This is a genomic window from Marinobacter subterrani, from assembly GCF_001045555.1.
Classification (GTDB): domain Bacteria; phylum Pseudomonadota; class Gammaproteobacteria; order Pseudomonadales; family Oleiphilaceae; genus Marinobacter; species Marinobacter subterrani.
On sequence record NZ_LFBU01000002.1, the window covers coordinates 95961 to 118636 of the forward strand.

Here is a 22676-nt window from a genome sequence, read left to right on the forward strand (position 1 = left end):
CAGTCATCCCTTTCACCTTCGTTTGCGGCCCGGGTCATGGCCAGATGGGCGACCCTTGCGGTACTGCTGGCCGTTGTGGTGATCACACTAGGCGCCTGGACCCGCCTGGTGCATGCCGGCCTCGGTTGCCCTGACTGGCCCGGATGCTACGGATTTCTCACCGTTCCCCAGAGCGAATCGAGTATAGCCATCGCCAACGCGCGCTTCCCGGAGACCCCGGTGGATGTCGAGAAGGGCTGGCCGGAGATGATCCATCGCTATGCCGCCGGAACCCTCGGCCTGGTGGTTTTCAGTCTCGCCGCCTATGCCGTTCGTCACCGGCGCAGGGGGGTGCCGGTCAGGCTGCCGCTGTTCATAACCGGTTTCATCCTCCTCCAGGCTGCTTTCGGCATGTGGACTGTTACCCTCAAGCTGTGGCCCCAGATCGTGGCCCTCCACCTGCTCGGGGGCTTTACCACCCTCAGCCTGCTGACCTTGCTGACCCTGCGGCTCAGGCGGCTGGCAAAGCCTGAAACGACCCTTGAGAAGCCGCGCGCAGGCGCCTTGGCGGGCTTCCGGCCCTGGCTCTATGGCGGACTCCTGCTGGTGGTGCTCCAGATCGCTCTCGGCGCCTGGACCGCCGCCAATTATGCCGCGGTGGCCTGCACCGAGTTGCCCACCTGCCAGGGCCAGTGGTGGCCCGAGGGCATGGATTTCCGCCATGGGTTTGATGTGACCCAGCATGTCGGCCCAAACTACCTCGGTGGCCAGCTCAATGCGGACGGCCGGGTAGCCATTCATATCACCCATCGGCTGGGAGCCATGGTTGTGCTGGTCTACTTTGGCGCATTGCTGTCGCTGATGTGGCGCCGGCGGGGCAATACGGGGCTGGACAATGCCATCCGGCTGGTGGCAGCCGTGCTGGCCATCCAGATTCTGTTGGGGTTGGCCAACGTCCTGTTCCACATTCCCCTGGCTGTCGCGGTCGCGCACAATGCCATGGGTGCCGGCATGCTCCTGTCCGTTATTTATCTGGTCTGTCAGCATCAACGGTTACCGAAAACGCAGACGGCAACAGCAACAAACACAATGACAATCACCCAGGAGGCTGCGGCATGAGCGAGCAAGTCGAAGCACTGCCGGCCCAGGCAATTGCGAGAGAATCCAGAGCACGCATTTCCTGGCGGGATTACCTGGAGCTGACCAAGCCCCGGGTCGTTGCCCTGATGATCCTGACATCGGTGATTGGCATGTTACTGGCCGAGCCGGGTGTGCCCGGATGGGGCGTCCTGTTCTGGGGCAATCTGGGGATTGCCTTGCTGGCCGGGGCAGCCGCGGTGGTCAACCATGTGGTGGACCACAAGATCGACGCCGTGATGGCCCGCACCCGGAAACGGCCGGTCGCCACTGGCAAGATTTCCACCGCCGATGCCATTGTGTTTGCAACCCTTCTGGCCTGCGTGGGCATGGCCGTGCTGATATGGCAGGTCAATCACCTGACCGCCTGGCTGACACTGGCCTCGCTGGTGGGTTACGCCGGTGTCTATACCCTGTTCCTGAAACGGGCGACGCCACAGAACATCACCATTGGCGGCCTGGCCGGCGCCATGCCGCCGCTGCTTGGCTGGACCGCAGTAACCGGGCAGGTGGAAGGTCACGCGCTGCTGCTGGTGCTGATCATCTTTGCCTGGACGCCGCCGCATTTCTGGGCGCTGGCGATTCACCGCAAGGAAGAATACGCCAAGGCGGGCATTCCCATGCTGCCGGTGACCCACGGCAACCGGTTCACCGAGCTCCACATACTGCTTTACACCCTGATGCTGCTGGCCGTCAGCCTGCTACCGTTTGTCACAGGTATGTCGGGCTGGATCTATCTGGCAGGCGCCCTGGCCCTTGGCCTGCGCTTTCTGCAGTACGCCGTTCGGCTTCTCAAGGGTGATGACCGGCGGGTTGCCCTGAATACCTTCAAGTATTCCATCACTTACCTCATGGCCCTGTTCGTGGTATTGCTTGTGGATCATTTTGTGTATTTCTAAATAGGACACCTTCCCGCCCGCTTTATTGGTCACCGAATTGGATTCAGCATGAACAGCTCTATTCGCCTTACCCTCTTCTGTCTTCTATTAGTTGTGGTTTTGATCTTCGGACTTGTCGTCGGCCGTCAGGTGTTTCTGGTCGGTAACCAGGAGCCGATTCCGGCGCCGGAGCTGACGGAGCTCAATACCTATGTCTATGATCAGCCCCGGCAATTGGCTGAGTTCACATTGATGAATGAGAACGGCGAGACGGTGACCCGGGAGAGCCTGAAGGGGCGTTGGACCTTTGCCTTTGTAGGGTACACCAACTGTCCGGACATCTGCCCGGCTGCCATGGCCAATTTGCGCAAGACCGATCAGCTCCTGTCGAATGAATTGCCCCAGCCGGATTATCTGTTGGTGAGCGCGGATCCCGAGCATGACACCCCGGAGAAGCTCAAGGCCTATACCGATTTCTTCGGTGACAACTTCCACGGCCTGACCGGCGACCTGGGAACGCTGCGAGCCCTGGCCAAAAGCCTCAGTGCGGTGTTCGTTCACCGGGAAGTGGATGGGGAACTGCTGGTCGAGCACAGCGGCCACTTTGCCTTGCTGAACCCGGACGGCGAGCTTGCTGCCCTGATACAGCCGCCGCATAATCCGGAGAACCTGGCCGAGGCGTTTGAGCGGATCTACCAGTGGGCGAAGGCCAATCGTGACCGGGGCCAGTCCTGACGCCGCTGAAATCGCCATCGCCACTGTAAAACCAACCTCCGGAACGCCATGCTTCCCATTGATGCCATTCTGCCCGACCTGAAACAGTCGCTGGAACAGGCCAGCACGGCGTTGTTGCAGGCCCCGCCCGGCGCCGGCAAGACCACCCGCGTGCCCCTGGCCCTGCTGGATGCGCCCTGGCGACAGGGTGGCCGGATTCTGATGCTGGAACCAAGGCGGCTGGCGGCCCGGTCGGCTGCCCGGTTCATGGCCGGGCAACTGGGCGAGAAACCTGGCCAGACCGTTGGCTACCGGACCCGGCTGGATACCCGGGTCTCCGCTGCAACCCGCATTGAGGTGGTCACCGAGGGTATCCTGACCCGCCTGATACAGGCCGATCCGATGCTGGAAGACTACGCCGCGGTGATATTCGACGAGTTTCATGAACGTTCCCTGCAGGCGGATCTTGGCCTGGCCCTGGTGCGTGAATCCCAGCAGGCGTTGCGGGAGGATCTGCGGTTGCTGGTGATGTCGGCCACCCTGGATACCGCGCCCATTGCCCGGGTGCTCGGCGATGTACCGGTGATCACCAGCGAAGGCCGGGCCTTCCCGGTGGATGTGCTGTACCGGCCGTTGCCCCGTAATGGCCGGATGGTGGATCAGGTGGCGGCAGTGATCCGCGAGGCGCTGCAGGACCAGAGCGGATCACTGCTGGTGTTTCTCCCGGGAGCCGGGGAAATCCGACGGCTGGAGCAGCAACTGCGGGGCAGTCTGGCAGACAATGTGCTCATCGCCCCGCTCTACGGCAACCTGAAATCGGAGCAGCAGGACCAGGCCATCGCTCCGGCGCCGGACGGTCAGCGCAAGGTGGTGCTGGCCACGGCCATTGCCGAAACCAGCCTGACCATTGAAGGGGTGCGGGTGGTTATCGACAGCGGCCAGCAGCGCCGGGCGGTGTTTGACCCCAACAGTGGCATGACTCGCCTGGTGACCGGCCGGGTATCCAGGGCTTCGGCAGAACAGCGCAAAGGCCGGGCCGGCCGGATCGAACCCGGCACCTGTTATCGGCTTTGGAGCGAGTCGGAACAGTTCGGGCTGGCGGACTACACGCCTCCGGAGATTCTCGAGGCGGATCTGGCACCGTTGGTGCTGGAACTGGCGCAATGGGGCGCGCGGGACGCCGCCAGTGTGGCCTGGATTGATGAGCCGCCCGCAGCGCACTGGAAGCAGGCGGCAGACCTGTTGCAATGGCTGGATATGCTCGATTCCGGGGGTGCCATTACCGATCACGGCAAGGCCGCCCGGGAACTGGGGATTCATCCACGCCTGGCGCATATGGTGCTCAGAGGGCGTTCTATCGGACTCGGCGGCCCTGGCGCAGCGCTGGCAGCCCTGCTGGAAGAGCGGGATTTGCTGGGCCCCGGCGCCGGGGCGGATATGCACGAGCGGGTTCGTGTGTTTTACGGGGAGCGCAGTGATCGCGGGCTGGATCCCGCCCGCCTCAAGGCCGTGCGCCAGGCTGCCAGGCGGCTTTCCGGGTCGGCTCCGGCAGATGCGTCAATGCCCTCAGAGACCGGGATCGGGCGCCTGCTGGCGTTGGCGTATCCCGACCGTGTCGCGCGCCGGCGGCCCGGTAATGCGCCAAGGTATCAACTCAGTAATGGCAAGGGGGCGGTATTACGGGACGGCGACCCCCTGGCCCGGCACGACTGGCTGGTGGCTGCCGAGCTTGATGGCAGGGCCAGGGAAGCGACTATTTACCTGGCAGCGCCAGTGGACCCTCCGGATCTGGAACAGGACCTGTCCGGTCATATTCAAGACACCGAGGAAGCAACTTGGGATGATCGCCGGGGCACCATCGTGGCCCGACGTCTCAGAAAGCTGGGTGAGCTGGTGCTGCACGAATGGCCGTTGGACCACGTGGACCCGGAACTGTTTCAACAGGGCCTGCTCACCGCGATCCGGAAAAAGGGGCTGGAAAGCCTGCCCTGGACAGACGAAAGCCGGCAGTGGCGCGCCCGTGTCCGGATGCTTGCAGATACCTTTCCGGATAGTGGCTGGCCGGACGCAAGCGACACTGCACTGCTGGCGAATCTCGAGCACTGGCTGGCACCGTTTATGGCCGGCATGACCCGCTGGTCGGACCTGGCCCGTGTGGACATCCTGACCGCCCTCAACACGCTTCTTGATTACCCGGCACAGCAGCAGCTTCAGGTCCTGGCCCCGATGGCCCTGACCATCCCGACCGGCCAGCGGACGCGTCTGGACTACACTGCAGAGAACGGCCCTGTTCTGGCGGCAAAGCTTCAGGCCCTGTTCGGCTGGGCAGAAACCCCCGCCGTGGCTGGCGGCCGGGTTCCAGTGTTGATCCATCTGCTGTCACCCGCCCAGCGCCCTCTGGCGGTCACTGCCGACCTGGCCAGTTTTTGGCGCAATGCCTACCAGGAGGTGCGCAAGGACATGCGCGGCCGATATCCCAAGCATCCCTGGCCGGAGGATCCGTTTACGGCCCAGGCTCAGCAGGGCACGAAAAAGCGCCCTGCTCGCTGATCCGCTTGCTGACCAGTGCCTGGGGCACCGCCTCGAAGTAGGCGTTGTGCGGAGGCATTCAGTGCCAACCGGGTAGCACCGGTAACGTCTCTGCCTGATGCCGGAGTGGTGAAAATACCGCTTGCCAGAACCCCGGCTCTGTATAAAATGCGCACAATTCAATTCCGAGTGCCGCAGGTACCATGCACCTTGTCTCCTTCGATATTTTCCGAACCCTGGGCTTCCCTAATACCACCGTGCTCAAACCGGACCAGTTCCTGCGCCACAAGGAACTGCTGCGGGAAGCGGACTGGGTGCTGTTTCCCGAATACTGGCAGTTGAATGCGCTGGTTCACGGCCTGAAATGCCGGGTATTTCCCAGCATTGCCAGTTACCGGGTCGGCCACGACAAGATCGAGATGACCCGTGCATTTCAGGCGGTTGCCCCCGAGCACACACCCTGGACCCTGATCCAGGCCAATGGCCCGGTGGAGCGGGAGATGATCTGGGACACCATGGCGCATCCGTTTGTCGCCAAGCTGCCAAAGTCGAGCATGGGCGAAGGCGTGTGGCTGATCGAAACCCGTGAAGACTGGCGCCGGTATTGTGAACGCACCGATGTGCTCTACGCCCAGGAGTACCTGCCCCTGGACCGCGATGCCCGGGTTGTGGTGGTGGGCGACCGGGTGCTGACGGCCTACTGGCGCACCCAGGCCGACCAGGGGTTCTACAACAATGTGGCCCGTGGTGGTCGCATTGATACCAGCCCGGTGCCGCCGGTGATGACGGATCTGGCACTCCGGCTGGCCCGGGAGCTGGGCGTGGATCACGCGGGTTTCGATATTGCCCTGGTGGAAGGCTACCCCTACGTGCTGGAATTCAACCGGCTGTTCGGCAACCAGGGTCTGGGCCGGGGTGGCGAACTGCAGGACGCCATTCTGGCCTACCTCCGCCGGCAGTCCGAACCCCGGGATCCGGATGGCCCGGTAGACCCGACACCACTCTGGCCGGTGGCGGTCTGATTGCTCGGGCGCCCTTGGCCCCGGCACTGCGCTATCCTGTATATTGTCCTCGGTACGGACAAGTGGGAAGGACGCATGCGAGTGTTGCTGGTTGAGGATGATGAGCTGCTGGGTGATGGCCTGTGCCGCGGGCTGATGCAGGAAGGCTATGGGGTCGACTGGCTGCAAGACGGCCAGTCGGCAGCGGCCGCCATGGATTCGGATCAGTTCGACGTGGTGGTGCTGGACCTGATGCTGCCCCGGCGGTCCGGTATTGATGTCCTGGTCAACTGGCGCAATCAGGGCATCACCGTGCCCATCCTGATCCTTACCGCACTCGACAGTGTCGATGAGAAGATACAGGGGCTGGACTATGGCGCCGACGATTACCTGGTCAAGCCGGTGGATATCGGAGAACTGGTGGCGCGCATCCGTGCGCTGGTGCGACGGGCCTCCGGGCGTGACAGCAACCGTATTGAGTGCGGGCCGGTCATGTTGGATTTCACCACCCGTTGTGTTTCCGCCCACGGTGAACCCCTGCGCCTGTCCCGGCATGAATTCGCCATTCTTGAGGCCCTGCTTGAGCGGCCGGGCCATGCGGTCAGCCGCGACCATCTTGAATCACGGCTGTACGGCTGGTCGGACGGCCCGGAGAGCAACAGCCTGGAAGTGCACATCCATCGATTGCGGGGCAAACTCGGCGACGGTCTGATCGAGACGGTTCGTGGCCTGGGTTATCGCTTCGCACTGCCCCCGGCATGTTAAAACCTTCCGCGTTCGCCCCGCGCATCCACCTGCGCCTGCTTGTTATGGTGTTGCTGCTGTTGTCTGCCGGCTGGCTGATGCTGTGGTTCTATCTGTCCTCCAGCGCCGCCAATACGGCGGCAAAGGATGTGGATCACCAGCTCAACCAGGCCGCATTCAGTCTGCTTATGGGTCTGAACCAGGGCTTGGCTGGTGGTGATGCCACGGGCAGCACCCCGGAGCGCAAGCCCGATGAACTGCCCGAGTTTGAGCTGCTGTCGGAATCCGGTGATGTGCTGGTACGGAGCCGCCGGTTCCCCTTGACGGAAACTCAGCCAGGGCAGCTGGAAGCCGGTTATTCCCGGCCACGCATCAATGGTATCCCGTGGCGGGTGCTGACGGTGCGGGATCCGGCCAACGGCCGATATGTCCGGGTTGCCGTACCTCTGGAGACCGTGGCGCAGCGGGGCTCGGAGCTGGCCTCGGCGTTCGTGACACCGTTGTTGGTGGCCTTGCCGGTACTGGGCATCCTGGTTTGCCTGGGTATCTGGCAGGGCCTGCGGCCACTCAGGGAACTCAGTGTGAAGCTGTCGGAGACCGAGGTGGATCGCCTGCAGCCCCTGGCCATTGATCTGAAACGGGTGCCCCGGGAAATGCAGGCGCCGGTGCTGGCCATCAACCGGTTGATCCGGCGGGTCCGGGAAGCCATGGCCTCCCATCGTGCCTTCACCTCGGCCATGGGGCACGAACTGCGAACCCCGCTGGCCGGTTTCAAATCCCAGGTGCAGGTCGCGTTACGCTCTGACAGCCAGGCCGACAAGGATCGGTCTTTGAAGAAGCTGGCGGGCGCCATCGATGGCATGGACCGTATCGTCGACCATTTGCTGATTCTCGCGCGGGTGGATCCAGTTCAGCCTCAACTGGAGGCGTCCGAGATTGATCTGGCGGCGCTGGCCGAGAAATGCCTCACCGAACGGGAAAGCCTGATGCAGGCCAAGTCCCTCACACCGGAGCTGGATCTGGCCGGCGAGCGCCTGCGGATGCAGGGCGATGCCACGCTCATCGGTTCGCTGATCGGCAACCTGCTGGATAACGCCGCACGTTATTCCCCCGTCGGGGGCCGGGTGCTGGTGCAGATTGCCGCCTCCGATGGTGGTCTGGAGTTGCGGGTATCCGATCAGGGCCCCGGGATTCCGGAGGGGCAGCGGGCCGAGGTGTTCGAGAATTTCCATCGTGAACCGGACCAGAGAAAGACCGGAAGCGGGCTCGGCCTGGGTATCGTCCGGGCCATCGCCCAGGCCCATGGCGGCTCGGTGGAGCTGGTGGACGGCCCGCAACAGGGTGCCTGTATCCGGGTCTGGCTGCCAGCAGACGGTCCGAGTGTTGTTCAGACTGCCGTAAGGTGACCGGTATAGGGTCTCTCCCAGTCATCGCCAATTCCGGTGATGACCAGTGAAATTTGCTGAAAGGAGAACGACCATGAACCGTAAGACTCTTTTTGCCATCAGTCTGATCACTTTCGGTTTTGCCGGCACCGCAGCCGCGGCGGATTGGGAATGGAAAGCCGACTGGCAGCAACTGGACGCCGATAACAGCGGCGAGCTGGTACTGCAGGAATTCGAATCCGGCTATTTTGATGTGGTCGATACCGATGACGACGGCTGGGTGACCGAGGACGAGTACGACACCTACCTCTCGGACTACGATCTCGATCTGTACGCCTACGATACCTATGACTTCAATGATGACGGCTATCTGAGCGAAGACGAGTTCGATAACGGCCTGTTCGATCTGGCCGATACCGACGATGACGACATCCTTGAGGAAGACGAGTGGGATTCCGGTTTCTGGGATGTCTGATAGTGCGCATTATGGGTAGATATGCTCATATCCGGGTGTAAAAAAAAGCCCGATGATCGCGCCAAATCGGGGGTAGCACGGTTTCGCTGTGCTACCCTTTTTTATGCCCGATATCCCACTGATAAGGAGAGCTTCACCCGATGAACCAGGAAGCCAATGCCAACATTGCTGAGTACTACGACGATGAGACGTTCAAGCGGATCAAGTCATTCGCGGATACCAGGGAAACTCCTTTTGTCGTCATTGATACCGCCACGATCGACCGCCAGTACGATGAGTTGGTGGATGGCTTCCCCTACGCCAGAGTCTACTACGCGGTGAAAGCCAACCCGGCCCCGCAGATCCTGACTATGCTGCGCGACAAGGGTGCGAACTTTGATATTGCCTCGGTGTATGAGCTGGACAAGGTTCTGGCCCTGGGCGTCAGCGGTGACCGCATCAGCTACGGCAACACCATCAAGAAGGCGAGGGATATCCGCACTTTCTACGAGAAGGGTGTGCGCCTGTTCGCCACGGACTCCGAGGCGGATCTGCGCAACATCGCCAAGGCAGCCCCGGGCTCGAAGGTGTATGTGCGTATTCTCACCGAAGGCACACTGACGGCGGACTGGCCGCTGTCCCGCAAGTTCGGCTGTCAGACCGACATGGCCATGGATCTGCTGATCCTGGCCCGTGATCTGGGCCTGGTGCCCTACGGCGTGTCTTTCCATGTGGGTTCCCAGCAACGGGAAATCGGCGCCTGGGATGCGGCCCTGAGCAAGGTGAAGGTGATTTTCGAGCGCCTGAAGGAAGAAGACGGCATCGAGCTGAAGATGATCAACATGGGCGGTGGTTTCCCGGCCAACTACATCACCCGTACCAATGACCTGAAAGTGTACGCCGAGGAGGTTGCCCGGTTCCTGCACGAGGATTTCGGTGACGAGCTGCCGGAGATCATTATCGAGCCCGGCCGCTCACTGATTTCCAACGCCGGGGTGCTGGTGAGTGAGGTGGTGCTGATTTCCCGGAAATCCCGTACCGCCCTGCACCGCTGGGTGTTTACCGATGTGGGCAAGTTTTCAGGCCTGATCGAGACGCTGGATGAGGCGATCAAGTTTCCGATCTGGACCGAGAAAGTGGGCGAGGGCGAGGATTGCGTGATTGCCGGGCCGACCTGTGACAGCGCCGATATCATGTATGAGCACCACAAGTACCCGCTGCCGTTGAATCTGGCCATCGGAGACCGGATGTACTGGCTGTCTACGGGTGCTTATACCACGACTTACAGCGCCATTGAGTTTAACGGGTTTCCTCCGTTGAAGGACTACTACATCTGAGCCGGTTTTAGCTCGGAGTCTGGCCGCGGGGCGTCCGCGATGTTTTGGGGAGGCTTGGCCTGCGGCCATTGCGGGAGTATGGGGTCAGAAGAACGCTTTCTTCTGACCCCGTTTTCAGCCACTAAAGGATCAGCTCTCGGGTTGGTCCTTTTTTCGTTGCAGATCGAGTTTGAAAGCCAGCGGCAGCACCAGCAGGCTGTAGCCGATGATCGTGAGAATCGCGTGGCGGGCGTCGCCGGTGGCGTCGGCGATCAGACCGCCCAGCATGGGAACGGAGAACGCCAGGGTGTAGCCGACCAGGAAGGTGCCGGCGGACAGGCGGCCGGTTTCCCGGGCGGTGGTCACCAGCGGGGGTACGGCGACCAGCAGGATCAGCAAGATGCCGGCGCTGAGGCTCATGACGGTGGCGCTGGCGATGGCCCACCAACCGGTGAAGGTGATGGCGCCGAGGGTGCCCAGGATGCTCAGGGAGGCGGTGATGATGATCACCGACCGGCGGCCGACCCAGGCTTTGGCCATTTTCAGCATGGTCAGTGAGGCGAAGACCTGGGCGATGTTGAACCAGAACAGGGCGTCGGCGAGTTTGTTGAACTGGCCCTGTTGTTCCAGCAGGCTGCCCATGTAGGCGTTGAGGCCGAAGAACATTGAGCCGGACAGGCCTAGTAGCAGGCCGATTCTGAGGGTCAGCGGGTTGCTCCAGTCTGGCAGCCAGGAGACTTTGCCCACGGGCTTTTCCCGGTCACGCCTGGGCAGGTAAAGGGCTGCGGCGACCAGCAGGGCCGGGAGCGACCAGACCATCAGGGTGGCGCGCCAACTGTTGTCGAGGAGGGGCATGAGAATCGGCAGGGTGATGCCGGCGCCGATGAATTCGCCCATCAGCATGCCGTTCATGTAAATCGCGGAGCCGAGGGCCAGGTGGTGGGGTTCCAGCCATCTTGGCAGCAGGGCGGGGAGCGCCGGCTGCATCATGGCCACGCCTATTCCCATCGTGGCGCTGGCCAGCATCAGGGTGACGGTATCCGGGGCCAGGCCGCGGCCGGCGGAGCCGAGCACCATGATCACCATGGCCATCGCCAGGGTGTTCCGGGGGCCGATGCGGGCAATGGCCAGTGAGCCGGGCATGGAGCCGATGGCGAGCATCAGGATGGGCAGGGTGGTCAGTGCCCCGGTAAGGGTCTGGGTCAGCGCCAGCTCATCGCCGATAAAGGGGGCCAGGGGCGGGGCTACCAGGATCGGTATGCGCAGGTAAAGGCCCGCCAGCCAAAGCAGCACCGCCACCGGCAGCAGCCTGGCTGGCGGTGGCGGTGCGGTTGTGGCCTGGTGTTCAGCCACGGATCAGCGAATCAGTCTTCGCTGGTGTCCGGCAGATAGGCGCCGTCTTCGTCGTGGATTTCCTGGCCGGTCACCGGCGGGTTGAACGCGCAGATCAGGCGCATGTCCTCGGTTCCACCGTACAGCGTGTGCCGGTCGTGCTTGTCGAGGGCATACAGCGTGCCGTCCGTGATCTCGTGGACTTCGCCGGTGGCGAGATCCTTGATCCGGCCGTTACCCGAGACGCAGTAGACCGCTTCCAGGTGGTGCTTGTACCAGAAGGTGTGCTCTGAGCCGGCCTTGATGATGGTCTCGTGGAACGAGAAGCCCATGCCGTCCTTTTTCAGCAGCAAGCGGCGACTTTTCCATTGCTTGTCGCTCACTTCCCGTTCGGTACCAATGATGTCCTGCACTCGTACGATTTTCATCTGCATTCCTCATTTTGTGATGGAATAGCCTTTTAGTATAAACATCCCTTTCAGGTCCGGTTCAACCGCCAATCGTCGTAGACTGCCATGCACTGCTCTATGGCGTCGGTGAATTTTTCCCTCTGGCGCAAATCCAGGGGGCGCCGTTTACGGCACTTGTCGAAGGCCTGCTGGATGTCCTTGCGGCTACCTTTATCAAGACTTTCCAGCCAGTGATGATCGGCCGGTTCCAGCTCCAGCAGGTCCCGGCCGGCGTGGTTCCGGTGGCTGATATGCCACCAGTGATCAATGGCACGCCCTAATACAACATAGCCGAACTGGCTGTCCTGTACAGGTCCGAAGGTGGCTGTCTTCAATCCGTCCCGCAGCACGCCGATGTTCAGAGCAGGCAGGGCAAGCCGGTCGCCGTAGAGGTAACTGCCGGCGGCGCCGATCAGGCCGCCGACCAGCGCGCCGGTGCCCAGGGAGGAGCCGAGGGTCAGGGCGTCGATGCCGGCGCCACTCACCGCTCCGGCCCCGAAACCGGCGGTGGCCAGATAGCGTTTGCTGACGGCCCACGCCCGGCGGCTGTCCTCGGAGAACAGGTCGTGCTCGCTGTGCCATTCCAGTTCGGCTTCCTGGCGGCGGATGCGTTGGTGCTGGTACAGGTGCTCGATCTCCACCCGCAGGGTCTGTTCCCGCTGGCGCTGGTGGCGGTACCAGCGCTGGCGGAGCTGGTCGGCGAGTGAGCCGTCGCTGGTTTCGGCGGCCTGGCCGGCGGTCAGGGTGCGCTTTTCCTGGAACGACATCATGTCATCCAGGGCCCTGGCAACCAGCGAGGCGGCCTGCCGGCGGCGCTGTTGCCGCTGACCGGACAGGTATTGGGTGGCCTGCTCCAGCGGCGCTTCCCAGTCCGGTTCCAGTTGTCCGAATGCCCGTAACAGGCTGAGATGTTGCTCGAACGGGGCCCGAACGGCGTCGAACCGGCGAACAACCTGGAAGAACTGGCCCAGCGCAGTCTGCCAGGTATCGCTGTAGTCGTCCGCGCCGATGCTGTTGATCAGGGCAAGGCTGGGGCGGCCGGTCCAGCGCAGGATGGTCATTTCCGCTTCGTGCTCGGCACTGTAGGGCACGGAGCCATCCACCACGTAGATAATGCCGGCGCCGTCCAGCAAGGGGGCCAGCAGCTCGCACTCATCGGTGAATCGGCCGTCGTCCCGGTGTTGGGTGACAAAGGCACTGACGGTGTCGACATGGTCCGAGGCGGACACACTGTGGGCCTCCAGCCATTGCAGGACACGGCGCGGGCGCTGGAACCCGGGGGTGTCCACCAGGGTGTACAGGGTCCGGCCGTCCACGGTCAGCGGGTAGGCCTGGCGTTTGCGGGTGGTGCCGGGTTCCAGGGCAATGGCAATGGCGTCGTTCTGGGACAGGGTGGCCACCACACTGGATTTACCCTTGTTCGGATGCCCCACCACGGCGAACGTAGGTGCCTGGGTCATGAGGGTTCCCCGCTGGTGGTGTAGGGATTTGGCTGTGGCTGGAGCGGTGGCAGCGAGACCCGGACGAAGTCGTTGCCGAGCCGCTCGGCGAACCGGAGCCAGGGCTGAACCTGGTGGGCGTCCGGCTCGCGTGTGCTGTCGGCGGCCAGCGGCACAAGCGCTACCCGGGTGCCGTCGGGCCAGACGTCCCGGGCGGATTCCAGGAAATCCTGGAGCTCGCCGGTAGGCGGCTCCCAGCACCGGGTCAGCAGGATCACGGCTTTGCTGTCGGCCCCGTGGCAATGCGTTCCGATCTGACTCAGAACCTGTTCATCGTCGGCAAGGCTGGCCCGGCCCCCGGCCCGGAGCACCAGTTGCTTGCCGGAACTCAGGGTGTCCGGCAGTTCCGGTTCCCCGGCGCCGGCCCAGCACAGCAGAATATCGCTGTCCGGCATTGGCAGCAGGTTATTGCGAAGGCCGGTGTCTGGCAGGTCGGCGGCGTCGTTATGGGCATTCCCGGTATCCAGGGCGGGCGTTTCCATACGGTACAGCAGGGCCCGCATCGCGGGGTGATGGGAGAGCAGTCGCCGGGCCCGGTGCCGGAGCAGCATTGAGGTGAGAACCCACAGCAGCAAGCGCGGCAGCAGTACCCAGGTTAGCCACAGCATCGTGACAAAGGGCCACCACTGCCCCCACCGGGCCGGATCCGGGCTGGTATTTCCGGTTCCGGCCCGGAAGAAACGGGTGGCTTCGATCAGGGTCAGATCCGGCGCCGCCGCCGACCACAGCCAGGCCCAGGGCGCTGCGATGATCTGGACCAGCCGGTGATAGTTGGCCGCTGCGGTCTCCAGGGTGGTGCTCCAGCCGAAGGCCAGATCCTGTACCACCACCATGACCAGCAGCGTGACCAGGCCCGAGATGGCAAAGCACAGGCCGCCGAGATGAGCCGACCTGGCCATCAGCACCGGTTGGAGCCGGTTGATCACCCCCTGGGTCGGCGTGCCCTGGAACCGCCGGAGAAGCCAGCGCCAGGGCTGCCAGCCGGCGAGGGACTGCACAGCGGTAAGCAGTGCCAGCAGCAACTGCAGCAGGACGAAGGCCAGCAGGACGGTGATGTTGATGCGCTGGCCGCCGTCGTAGAACAGCAGCCCGACCATGGCGAACACGCCGGCAACCATACCCACCGCCGCAAAGCCGGTACTGACCCGGCGCCAGAACCTCAGGGGTTGGTTCGCCGCAGAGGGTTTTGTCCCGGGCCCGCTCAGCCGGTTCAGGTGTGCCAGCCAGCGGTTTGCCTCCGGGGTTACCCCCTGCTGCTCGCAGACCAGCGCAAACTTGCGGTCCCGTCGGTGCAGGAACGCCGGCGGCTGGGACGTGTCCCGTCGGGCCTGGGCATCAAAAGCCAGCAGCAGTCGGAGAGGGCTATCGGTCATTCAGTGTCCCGGTGGTGGATTCGGCGAATCGTGCTTTGATGCTAGGATATAGGGATTCCCGCACCCGATACCAGACAACGAGTCCCCATGCCCCATCACCTGATGAACCTGCGCCATGTGCCGGATGACGAAGCCGACGAAATCCGGGCCCTGCTGGAAGCCCACGAGGTGGCTTATTACGAGACGCCGCCAAGCCGGTGGGGGATCAGCATGGGTGGCTTCTGGGTGCATGATGACGATGAAGCGGAGCGGGCCCGGGTGCTGCTCGAGGCCTACCACCGGGAGCGCCAGGAAACCCAGCGGCGGACCTACCAGGAAAATCTGGCCCGGGGCGAGGCGGGCGGCGTCTGGTTCATGTTCCGGCGCTATCCGGTCCGGACTCTGGCGGCCTGCCTGGCCATTGTGGTGATTATGGGCCTGAGCCTGCTGCCGTTTGTCCATATTGGCTGAGCAAGCCCGGGTTCTTTACCGGATTGTCCGATAATCCATACGCTGTCCGGATGCCCGGACAACGCCTCCCGGCCGCCTGTTTGCAGGGCTGATTCCATCCTTTCTCTCTTTGCAGTGTCCGGATATCCGGATTCATGTCGCGAGTGTTTCCAGCATTCTTGAATTATCTATTTGAAATCAATGTTCTGGGTGATTGGCACAGGATCCGCATGGCGTGCACGGGGGCCTGGCTCGGGTCTGGCCCATTCGTCAACAACAACAAACAAGGAACGACCATGAAACGAATGATGCTCTGCGCCCTGATCGGCGCCTCGGGGCTTACGCTGACTGGCTGCAAAGCCCCCTTCAATGAAATTCCCGACTTCGTACAGGGTGAGATTCAGCACACCAGCTACGATGGCATTACCGATGACCTGCTGACGGCTGGTCTGGGCGCTACCGGCCTTGCCAGCACACCCGCCCCCGCGTTTGCGGACCCCCTGAATCCGACACCGGCCGAACTGAGGCGCCTGGCCATTTACAACAATTACCGGGCGCTGGTGGATACGTCTGCAGGGGGCGGTTACGGCGCTTTCTTCGGTCCGCAGGTGGGCAGTGGCGGCGAAGGCCTGATTCCCGGCGACGAATTCATTGCCTTTATGACCGTGCCCGGTAGCGATGTCCCGGTCACGGTCATGGCCCAGGTGCCGGACAGCTTTGATCCGAAGAGCCCCTGCATGGTCACCGCCCCGTCGTCTGGCTCCCGTGGCATATACGGCGCCATTGGCACGGCCGGGGAGTGGGGCCTGAAAAAAGGCTGTGCCGTTGTGTATACCGACAAGGGCACAGGAACTGGCGCGCACAACCTGGCCACCAACACCGCACAACGTATTGATGGCACGCTGAGTTCAACCGACGAGGCGGTTCAGTTCCGGGCGGACCTGACCGACGGGGAACGGGCCGCATTCGACAGTCGTTGGCCGGATCGTTTCGCCTGGAAACATGCCCACTCCAAAGCCAATCCTGAAGCCGACTGGGGCCACCATGTACTGCAGTCCATCGAGTTCGGTTTCTACGTGCTGAATGAAAAATTCGGCCGTGACCTGGGTAATGGAAAGACTCTTCAGACCATTAATCCGAAAAACACGCTGGTGATTGCTTCCAGTGTGTCCAACGGCGGTGGGGCGTCCGTGCGTGCCGCTGAACTGGACACTCTGGGATTGATTGACGGGGTTGCCGTATCCGAACCCAATGTGAACCCCGAAGTGGACCGGAGCTTTACCATCGTTCAGGGCGACGGCCCGGTGATCAGCGAGCACAGCCGGAGCCTGCTGGATTACACCACAGCTCTCGCCGTCTATCAGGGCTGTGCCAATCAGGCACCGGCAATCCGCGAGTCTGCTCCGCTCAATGCGGTGTTCAATCCCCCTGCGATCGGCGAGAATATCTGTAACTCCCTGGCCAACAAGGGGCTGGTATCCGGCGCAACTCTTGACGACCGTGCCGCCGATGCCCTGCGCATTCTGAACGAGGAGTTCGATATCCAGCCCGAGCAGAACCTGCTGGCGCCGGTGCACTTCGGGCTGGCCGTGGCCCAGAGCATCTCCATGACCTACGCCAACGCTTATGGCCGGGCCGGTGTGGAAGACCGGGTCTGTGAGCTTAGCCTGGCCGCGACCGATACCGCCGGGGCTGTTACCCAGCTGGCGGCTGCGGCAGAGGCAGCCCTGTTTTCTGTCAGTAACGGTATTCCGCCAACCGCCGGCGTGAATATTGTTTACGACAATGCCGAGGGCCAGCCTACCAATCTGGCAGCCAGCGCTTCCCCCAGTTCCAGCCAGCAGGATTATGGTCTGGATGCCCTATTGTGCCTGCGCAGCCTGGCCACCGGTCGAGACACTGTAACCGGCACGGCCCTTGAGGGCCCCGACGCCGAACTGGCCTCCGCCATTGCTGATGGTATTGCCAGAGTACGCGCCACCGGCGATCTTCAGGGCAAGCCGGCGATCTTTGTCGCTGGCCGGTCTGATGCCATTCTGCCTATCAACCACACGTCCCGGCCTTATTTTGCCCTGAACCAGCGTGTTGAAGGCAAAAACAGCAATCTGAGATACTACGAAGTCCTCAACGCCCACCATCTCGATGTGCTTAACGGCTTCCCGGGTATCGCCGGCCGCTATGTGCCCCTGCACCATTACTATTTCCAGGCGCTGGACCTGGTCTGGGCGCATCTGACCGACAAACAGCCCCTGCCGCCGAGCCAGGTGGTGCGGACTGTGCCGCGGGGCGCGATCACAAATCCGCTGACGGCTGCTAACCTGCCGGCCATTGATCCCTCGCCCGACGCCGGGAACCGGATTGTGTTTACCGACAACCAGCTCCGCATCCCGGAGTAACGGCAAGCCTGGCCGGCCCGGTTCCGGGTCGGCCCCCTGGTTTGCCCCCGCCCCGGGGGCCCCATATACTTCCGTGACGGCATCCGGGTTGCAGGATGCCAGGGGTTTCACCATGAACGATACTCGACCCGTTGGTGCACGGCACATGACAGAGCTGTTTACAGACGAGAACAAGAGCGGGCTGACCCGGGACCTTATTGAAGCCCTGTTCCCGATGTTCGAGGAAGCCAGTGCCGGTGCCATCGCTGTTGACCGGGAGGCGCGGATTACCTGGATCAACAGCAGCTACTCCCACCTGTTGGGCCTCGGGGACCCGTCCCGGGTCATCGGCAAACCGGTGCGCCAGGTCATTCCCCAGACCCGGATGCCGGAGGTCGTTGAAACCGGCAAGCCACTCTTGCTGGATATCATGGAGCACAATCAGCAACAACTGGTTGTGACGAGGCTGCCTTTCTTTGACGACGAAGGGCAGATTGTTGGCGCCGTTGCCTTTGTCTTGTACGACGACCTGCAGCCCCTGACGCCACTGGTCTCCAAATACCGGCGGTTACATCAGGATCTGGCGGCAGCCCGCAAGGCCCTGGCAAAAAAGGCACGGGGAACCCGGTACAGCCTGGGCGATTTTGTCGGCGCCAGCCCGGCGGCACTGGAAGTAAAACGCCGTGCCCGTCTGGCGGCGGGGCGAGACATGCCGGTGTTATTGCTGGGCGAAACCGGTACCGGCAAGGAAGTTCTGGCCCAGGCGATTCATGCGATCTCCCCACGTGCGGACAAACCCTTTGTCGGGGTCAATGTGGCCGCCATTCCGGATAACCTGCTGGAAGCGGAGTTCTTCGGTGTGGCGCCGGGCGCCTACACCGGTGCCGACCGCCGTAACCGGGAAGGCAAGTTCCAGCTGGCCAACGGCGGCACCCTGTTCCTCGATGAAGTGGGCGACATGCCCCTGCCGCTGCAGGCCAAGCTGCTGCGAGCCCTGCAGGAAGGGGAAATTGAACCACTGGGGTCCAACAAGGTGGTGCCGGTGAATGTCCGGGTGATCGCCGCCACCAGCCGGAATCTGGAGCTGATGATGGCCGACGGGGTTTTCCGGTCTGATCTGTATTACCGTCTGAACGTGCTGGAAATTCCGATTCCGCCACTGCGGGACCGGCTTGCCGATCTGGGGGTACTTTGCGAGGCGCTGCTGGAAGATGTCTGCGAGGGGCTGGAGCTGCGCGGGGAAATCACCGACGCCGGCGTATCAGCGCTTGGCAGTTACGACTGGCCCGGCAACATCCGGGAGTTGCGCAATGTTCTGGAGCGGGCCCTGACGATGGGTGAAGAAGGTGGCCTGCTGGACGCCGATGCCATCTTCAAGGTGCTCCCCCGCAATGGCGGCCGCCCTGCTTCATCGCTTATGCCGCAACCGGTTCGGCCATTGGCCCAGACCCTGGCCGAGGCCGAGTCCCAGGCCATTGAAGAAGCGCTGGTGGTCAGCCGGGGCAATCGTACCCGTGCGGCAAAGCTGCTGGGCATCTCCCGATCCGTCCTCTACGAAAAACTCGCAAGAATGTCCTGAAATCCAGACACTTGTCCGGATGTCCGTACAATTACCTACGACCCTGGTCTAGGTATGTCCGTGATTCCGGACATTCTGGCTTGGCTTCAGATGCCACAAAATACATAACATATTGAAATATAAAAGAAAGATTCTTTTGGCATAGTGCCTGCTATTACCGGGTTGCAGGACGTCAGAACAACTCAGAGAACAAGACTGGCGCCAACCGTTGGACCCCCGATATTAACCTGTCCGTCTGTTCCTGCGTTGTCTGATTACCTTCAGACCCGGCCTTTCAGGTTGCCAGCCGCCAGGCCAGCCAAAATAACAAAGCTAGGAGACTTGCCAATGAAACTTCTCAAGGCGCTCACCGGTGTCGCCGGTGCGATCGTTCTTACCACGGGTACCGCGTTTGCAGATGACTTGCGCTGGAAAATGCCCGTAGCCTTCGCCACCAACCTTCCGGGCCTGGGTTCGCCCGCCGCCTGGGTTGCTGAAAATCTTACCACCGCCTCCGACGGCAGCATCCAGGTTCGGGTCTATGAGCCGGGCAAACTGGTTCCGCCGTTCGACATTCTGCAGGCGGTTTCCGATGGCAAGGTTGAGGCAGGCTATACCTGGATTGGTTACGACCAGGGTAAGGTACCTGCGATTCCCCTGTTTGCGGCGGTTCCCTTTGGTATGAAGCCTTGGGCCTACACGGCCTGGTATTACTACGGTGGCGGCCATGAGATGCTGCAGGAAGTCTATGCCAACAAGGGCTTCGATGTGCACGCCCAGCTGTGCGGTATTATCGGGCCTGAAACAGCCGGCTGGTATGCGAAACCCATCAAAACTCTGAAAGACTATGAGGGCCTGAAGATTCGCTTTGCCGGCCTGGGTGGCAAGGTCCTGGAAAAACTGGGTGCGTCCGTCACCATGATGCCCGGTGGTGAGCTGTACCAGGCACTGGAAAAAGGCACCATCGATGCCACCGAATTCTCCATGCCCGCCATCGACCAGATTCTGGGGTTCAACCAGGTGGTCAAGTACAACCTGTTCCCGGGCTGGCACCAGCAGTTCACCGCTCAGTACATGCTGATCAACCAGGATCAGTGGGACAAAACCACGGAAGCGCAGAAAGCGCTGGTCAAGGCCTCCTGTACTGCTGCAACAACGCTGGCTCTGGCCGAGGGTGAATACAAGAATGGCAAGGTCCTGGCCGAGTTCCAGGACAAGGGTGTCCAGGCTGACCAGATTCCCCGTGATGTTCTGAAAAAGCTGAAAGCGGTCACCGAGGAAGTGCTGAAAGAAGAAGCCGCCAAGGATGCCGATTTCAAACGCGTCTATGAAAGCCAGAACGAGTTCATGGAAACCTACAAGGTATGGGATACCCGCGCCTACGTTCCCACGGACCTCTAAGGTCCGGGGCCGATCCCGAGCACCGGGGCACTCCCGGTGTTCTCTGACCTAGTCTGGGTGGCCCTGCGGGGCCATCCTTGTTTCACCATCGGCTTTTTGAGCGAGGAACTGTTGTATGACGGTGTCTGGTAAAGACTCGCTGCATAACGAGCAAACGTCGGTGTCTGACGCCGACAAATATCTTCATAAACATACAGAACTGCCGACCACCTGGCTCAGCCAGTGGGTCGACCGTGTGATTTCCGCGATTGGCAAAGCCGCCTCCTGGCTCTGGATCGTGGTGACAGGGGTCATTATCTGGGCCGTGGTTGGCCGTTACGTTTTTGGCGAGGGGTCCGTCACCCTGGAAGAGGTCCAGTGGCACCTGGCCGGCACGGGCTGGCTCTTGGGGCTGGCCTACACGCTGGTGGTGGATGACCACGTGCGAGTGGATGTGCTCCATGAACGTCTATCCCTGAGAAGCCAGGCCTGGATTGAGCTGTTTGGCCTGCTTTTCCTGCTATTGCCGTTCCTCGTTCTGGCCGTCCACGAGATGATTCCGTACGCCTACGCCTCCTGGCAGCAGGGCGAAACCAGTCAGGCGCCGGCGGGGCTGCCGCATCGCTGGGTGCTCAAGAGCATTGTGGCACTGGCGTTCGCTTTGTTGATCGTGGCGGCACTGTCCCGCCTGCTGAAAGTCACCGCACTGCTATTCGGCTTTCCGAAGCCGATACGGGTCGAGTCCGGTAATAACAAGAAAGAGGATGCGTCCTGATGGAACTTGAAACCCTGTTTGTGATCGGAATGTTCCTGACCTTCGGGGCATTGTTGATGACCGGTTACCCTGTTGCCTGGGTGCTGGGTGGCACCGCGGTAATCTGGACTGCAATCGGTGTCATGGCGGTCGAGAATTTTGGTGCCAACCTCTGGTTTGATTATCCCTCCTCCATGGGTCTCGTGCCCGAGCGCATCTGGGGTATCGTCAACAGCGAGACTCTGGTGGCGCTCCCCATGTTCATCTTCATGGGCATTATGCTGGACCAGTCGGGTGTGGCTGAACGCCTGATGAACAGCATGGTGAAACTGTTTGGTGCGGTTCGCGGTGGCTTCGCCGTGACGGTGATCGTGATTGGTGTCTTGCTGGCTGCAACCACCGGCATTATCGGCGCGTCGGTGGTCTTGCTGGGCATGCTGTCCTTGCCGGTGATGATGGAGAACAAATACGACAAGGGCTTTGCGGTGGGCACGGCCTGTGCCACCGGCACCCTTGGCATCCTGATACCGCCCTCGATCATGCTGGTGTTGATGGCAGACCGCCTGGCTGTCCCGGAGGCCTCGGTCGGCGATCTGTTCATGGGGGCGTTCCTGCCGGGCATCCTGCTGGGTGCCATGTACGTTGCCTATGCCCTCATCCGTCCGCTATTGCAGCCGAGCATTGCCCCGGTGCCTGCAGGCACCGAGAAAGTCTCCTGGGCCATTGTCTGGGAAGTGGCCAAGGCGGTACTGCCCACAGCGGCGCTGATACTCGGGGTGCTGGGCTCCATCTTTGCCGGCGTGGCAACGCCCACTGAAGCGTCCGGCGTTGGCGCTCTCGGAGCGCTGCTCCTGGCCCTTATGGCGGGGCGCCTGAATCTGAAGGTGCTCAATTCCTCCATGCAGCAGACAACCCGCACCGCCGCGTTCATCTTTGCCATTTTCCTGGGCGCTACAGCCTTCTCCGTGGTGTTGCGCGGACTGGGCGGTGACCGGGTAATCGAGGACGCGCTTCTGGGGCTGCCGTTCGGCCCCTACGGTGTGGTGCTGACCATCCTGTTTGCCGTTTTCCTGCTGGGCTTCTTCCTGGACTGGGTCGAGATTACCCTGATCATCCTGCCGCTGGTGGCACCGGTGGTGCAGCAACTGGGTTTCGACCTGGTCTGGTTCACCATCCTGTTTGCCATGTGCCTGCAGACCTCGTTCCTGACGCCGCCGGTCGGCTTTGCGCTCTTCTACATCAAGGGTGTGGCGCCGCCGGAGATCAAGGTAACCGATATCTACCGGGGTGTGTTCCCGTTCATTCTCATTCAGCTGGCCGCACTGGTCATCGTCTTCCTGGTGCCGGAGATAGCTACCTGGTTGCCCGCCGTGGCATACGATTAAGGAGA

19 protein-coding genes are annotated in these 22676 nt (G+C 62.0%); 15 read left to right on the top strand and 4 right to left on the bottom strand.

All coding sequences use genetic code 11. The annotated features are described in order from the left end of the window. Positions 1-36 precede the first annotated feature (36 nt). The 9 genes from msub_RS16340 to msub_RS16380 all read left to right on the top strand — a co-directional run bounded on the left by msub_RS16340 (position 37) and on the right by msub_RS16380 (position 10158). Positions 37-1098 carry a COX15/CtaA family protein gene (locus msub_RS16340; protein WP_048497984.1) on the top strand — a complete coding sequence of 354 codons (1062 nt, stop codon included), beginning with the start codon at positions 37-39 and terminating at the stop codon, positions 1096-1098. Continuing rightward, positions 1095-2015 (top strand): heme o synthase, encoded by a 921-nt coding sequence (gene cyoE, locus msub_RS16345; protein ID WP_048497225.1) that lies wholly within the window; start codon positions 1095-1097, stop codon positions 2013-2015. Before msub_RS16340 ends, cyoE begins: the two co-directional genes overlap by 4 nt. A 48-nt stretch (positions 2016-2063) precedes the next feature. Next, complete coding sequence (locus msub_RS16350) at positions 2064-2729, top strand: SCO family protein (RefSeq protein ID WP_048497226.1); 666 nt, start codon at positions 2064-2066, stop codon at positions 2727-2729. A gap of 48 nt (positions 2730-2777) precedes the next feature. Then, the gene (gene hrpB, locus msub_RS16355) at positions 2778-5258 is read left to right on the top strand and encodes an ATP-dependent helicase HrpB (RefSeq protein ID WP_048497227.1); all 2481 of its coding nucleotides are present in this window, start codon (positions 2778-2780) and stop codon (positions 5256-5258) included. 182 nt (positions 5259-5440) lie between these two features. Next, positions 5441-6259, top strand: a complete 819-nt coding sequence (locus tag msub_RS16360; protein WP_048497228.1) for an ATP-grasp domain-containing protein — start codon at positions 5441-5443, stop codon at positions 6257-6259. A 75-nt stretch (positions 6260-6334) separates the two neighbouring features. Next, positions 6335-7003 carry a response regulator gene (locus tag msub_RS16365; RefSeq protein WP_048497229.1) on the top strand — a complete coding sequence of 223 codons (669 nt, stop codon included), beginning with the start codon at positions 6335-6337 and terminating at the stop codon, positions 7001-7003. Further along, positions 6997-8388 (top strand): sensor histidine kinase, encoded by a 1392-nt coding sequence (locus msub_RS16370; protein WP_048497230.1) that lies wholly within the window; start codon positions 6997-6999, stop codon positions 8386-8388. The genes msub_RS16365 and msub_RS16370 overlap by 7 nt, the downstream gene beginning before the upstream one ends. Positions 8389-8461: 73 nt before the next feature. Continuing rightward, positions 8462-8842, top strand: a complete 381-nt coding sequence (locus msub_RS16375) for an EF-hand domain-containing protein (protein WP_048497231.1) — start codon at positions 8462-8464, stop codon at positions 8840-8842. Between the two features lie 140 nt (positions 8843-8982). Further along, a complete protein-coding gene (locus msub_RS16380) occupies positions 8983-10158 on the top strand; it encodes a type III PLP-dependent enzyme (RefSeq protein ID WP_048497232.1) in 1176 nt (391 codons plus the stop codon). A 129-nt stretch (positions 10159-10287) separates the two neighbouring features. On the opposite strand, the gene msub_RS16385 is transcribed toward msub_RS16380, so the two are convergent. From msub_RS16385 to msub_RS16400, 4 genes are read right to left on the bottom strand one after another with little or no spacing between them, the layout of a single operon-like run. Beyond that, entirely contained in the window at positions 10288-11490 is a 1203-nt protein-coding gene (locus msub_RS16385) for an MFS transporter (protein ID WP_048497233.1), read from the bottom strand. Between the two features lie 11 nt (positions 11491-11501). Beyond that, positions 11502-11897 carry an ectoine synthase gene (locus msub_RS16390; RefSeq protein WP_048497234.1) on the bottom strand — a complete coding sequence of 132 codons (396 nt, stop codon included), beginning with the start codon at positions 11895-11897 and terminating at the stop codon, positions 11502-11504. A 50-nt stretch (positions 11898-11947) separates the two neighbouring features. Then, on the bottom strand, positions 11948-13378 hold the full coding sequence (locus msub_RS16395; RefSeq protein WP_048497235.1) for a GTPase/DUF3482 domain-containing protein: 1431 nt from the start codon (positions 13376-13378) through the stop codon (positions 11948-11950). After that, complete coding sequence (locus msub_RS16400) at positions 13375-14790, bottom strand: DUF2868 domain-containing protein (protein ID WP_048497236.1); 1416 nt, start codon at positions 14788-14790, stop codon at positions 13375-13377. Before msub_RS16400 ends, msub_RS16395 begins: the two co-directional genes overlap by 4 nt. 87 nt (positions 14791-14877) lie before the next feature. Here msub_RS16400 and msub_RS16405 point away from each other — a divergent pair, with 87 nt between their 5' ends. The 6 genes from msub_RS16405 to msub_RS16430 all read left to right on the top strand — a co-directional run bounded on the left by msub_RS16405 (position 14878) and on the right by msub_RS16430 (position 22671). Next, positions 14878-15240: a DUF6164 family protein gene (locus msub_RS16405; RefSeq protein ID WP_048497237.1), complete on the top strand. Its 363-nt coding sequence runs from the start codon at positions 14878-14880 to the stop codon at positions 15238-15240. A gap of 275 nt (positions 15241-15515) precedes the next feature. Further along, a complete protein-coding gene (locus tag msub_RS16410) occupies positions 15516-17615 on the top strand; it encodes a 3-hydroxybutyrate oligomer hydrolase family protein (protein WP_048497238.1) in 2100 nt (699 codons plus the stop codon). 145 nt (positions 17616-17760) lie between these two features. Beyond that, positions 17761-19173, top strand: coding sequence for a sigma-54-dependent Fis family transcriptional regulator (locus msub_RS16415; RefSeq protein ID WP_048497985.1), 1413 nt, complete (start codon positions 17761-17763; stop codon positions 19171-19173). Between the two features lie 327 nt (positions 19174-19500). After that, positions 19501-20553: a TRAP transporter substrate-binding protein gene (locus msub_RS16420; protein ID WP_048497239.1), complete on the top strand. Its 1053-nt coding sequence runs from the start codon at positions 19501-19503 to the stop codon at positions 20551-20553. 115 nt (positions 20554-20668) lie between these two features. Then, positions 20669-21307, top strand: coding sequence for a TRAP transporter small permease subunit (locus tag msub_RS16425; RefSeq protein ID WP_048497240.1), 639 nt, complete (start codon positions 20669-20671; stop codon positions 21305-21307). Further along, a complete protein-coding gene (locus msub_RS16430) occupies positions 21307-22671 on the top strand; it encodes a TRAP transporter large permease (RefSeq protein ID WP_048497241.1) in 1365 nt (454 codons plus the stop codon). Before msub_RS16425 ends, msub_RS16430 begins: the two co-directional genes overlap by 1 nt. Positions 22672-22676: the final 5 nt, after the last annotated feature.

What these genes read in the sequence shown, in the direction of transcription:
- msub_RS16425 (WP_048497240.1), top strand. Translation starts at nt 20,669, where the DNA reads ATGACGGTGTCTGGTAAAGACTCGCTGCATAACGAGCAAACGTCGGTG.
- msub_RS16360 (WP_048497228.1), top strand. Translation starts at nt 5,441, where the DNA reads ATGCACCTTGTCTCCTTCGATATTTTCCGAACCCTGGGCTTCCCTAAT.
- msub_RS16375 (WP_048497231.1), top strand. Translation starts at nt 8,462, where the DNA reads ATGAACCGTAAGACTCTTTTTGCCATCAGTCTGATCACTTTCGGTTTT.
- msub_RS16415 (WP_048497985.1), top strand. Translation starts at nt 17,761, where the DNA reads ATGACAGAGCTGTTTACAGACGAGAACAAGAGCGGGCTGACCCGGGAC.
- hrpB (WP_048497227.1), top strand. Translation starts at nt 2,778, where the DNA reads ATGCTTCCCATTGATGCCATTCTGCCCGACCTGAAACAGTCGCTGGAA.
- msub_RS16380 (WP_048497232.1), top strand. Translation starts at nt 8,983, where the DNA reads ATGAACCAGGAAGCCAATGCCAACATTGCTGAGTACTACGACGATGAG.
- msub_RS16420 (WP_048497239.1), top strand. Translation starts at nt 19,501, where the DNA reads ATGAAACTTCTCAAGGCGCTCACCGGTGTCGCCGGTGCGATCGTTCTT.
- msub_RS16340 (WP_048497984.1), top strand. Translation starts at nt 37, where the DNA reads ATGGCCAGATGGGCGACCCTTGCGGTACTGCTGGCCGTTGTGGTGATC.
- msub_RS16405 (WP_048497237.1), top strand. Translation starts at nt 14,878, where the DNA reads ATGCCCCATCACCTGATGAACCTGCGCCATGTGCCGGATGACGAAGCC.
- msub_RS16350 (WP_048497226.1), top strand. Translation starts at nt 2,064, where the DNA reads ATGAACAGCTCTATTCGCCTTACCCTCTTCTGTCTTCTATTAGTTGTG.
- msub_RS16400 (WP_048497236.1), bottom strand. Translation starts at nt 14,790, where the DNA reads ATGACCGATAGCCCTCTCCGACTGCTGCTGGCTTTTGATGCCCAGGCC.
- msub_RS16395 (WP_048497235.1), bottom strand. Translation starts at nt 13,378, where the DNA reads ATGACCCAGGCACCTACGTTCGCCGTGGTGGGGCATCCGAACAAGGGT.
- msub_RS16390 (WP_048497234.1), bottom strand. Translation starts at nt 11,897, where the DNA reads ATGAAAATCGTACGAGTGCAGGACATCATTGGTACCGAACGGGAAGTG.
- msub_RS16430 (WP_048497241.1), top strand. Translation starts at nt 21,307, where the DNA reads ATGGAACTTGAAACCCTGTTTGTGATCGGAATGTTCCTGACCTTCGGG.
- cyoE (WP_048497225.1), top strand. Translation starts at nt 1,095, where the DNA reads ATGAGCGAGCAAGTCGAAGCACTGCCGGCCCAGGCAATTGCGAGAGAA.
- msub_RS16370 (WP_048497230.1), top strand. Translation starts at nt 6,997, where the DNA reads ATGTTAAAACCTTCCGCGTTCGCCCCGCGCATCCACCTGCGCCTGCTT.
- msub_RS16365 (WP_048497229.1), top strand. Translation starts at nt 6,335, where the DNA reads ATGCGAGTGTTGCTGGTTGAGGATGATGAGCTGCTGGGTGATGGCCTG.
- msub_RS16410 (WP_048497238.1), top strand. Translation starts at nt 15,516, where the DNA reads ATGAAACGAATGATGCTCTGCGCCCTGATCGGCGCCTCGGGGCTTACG.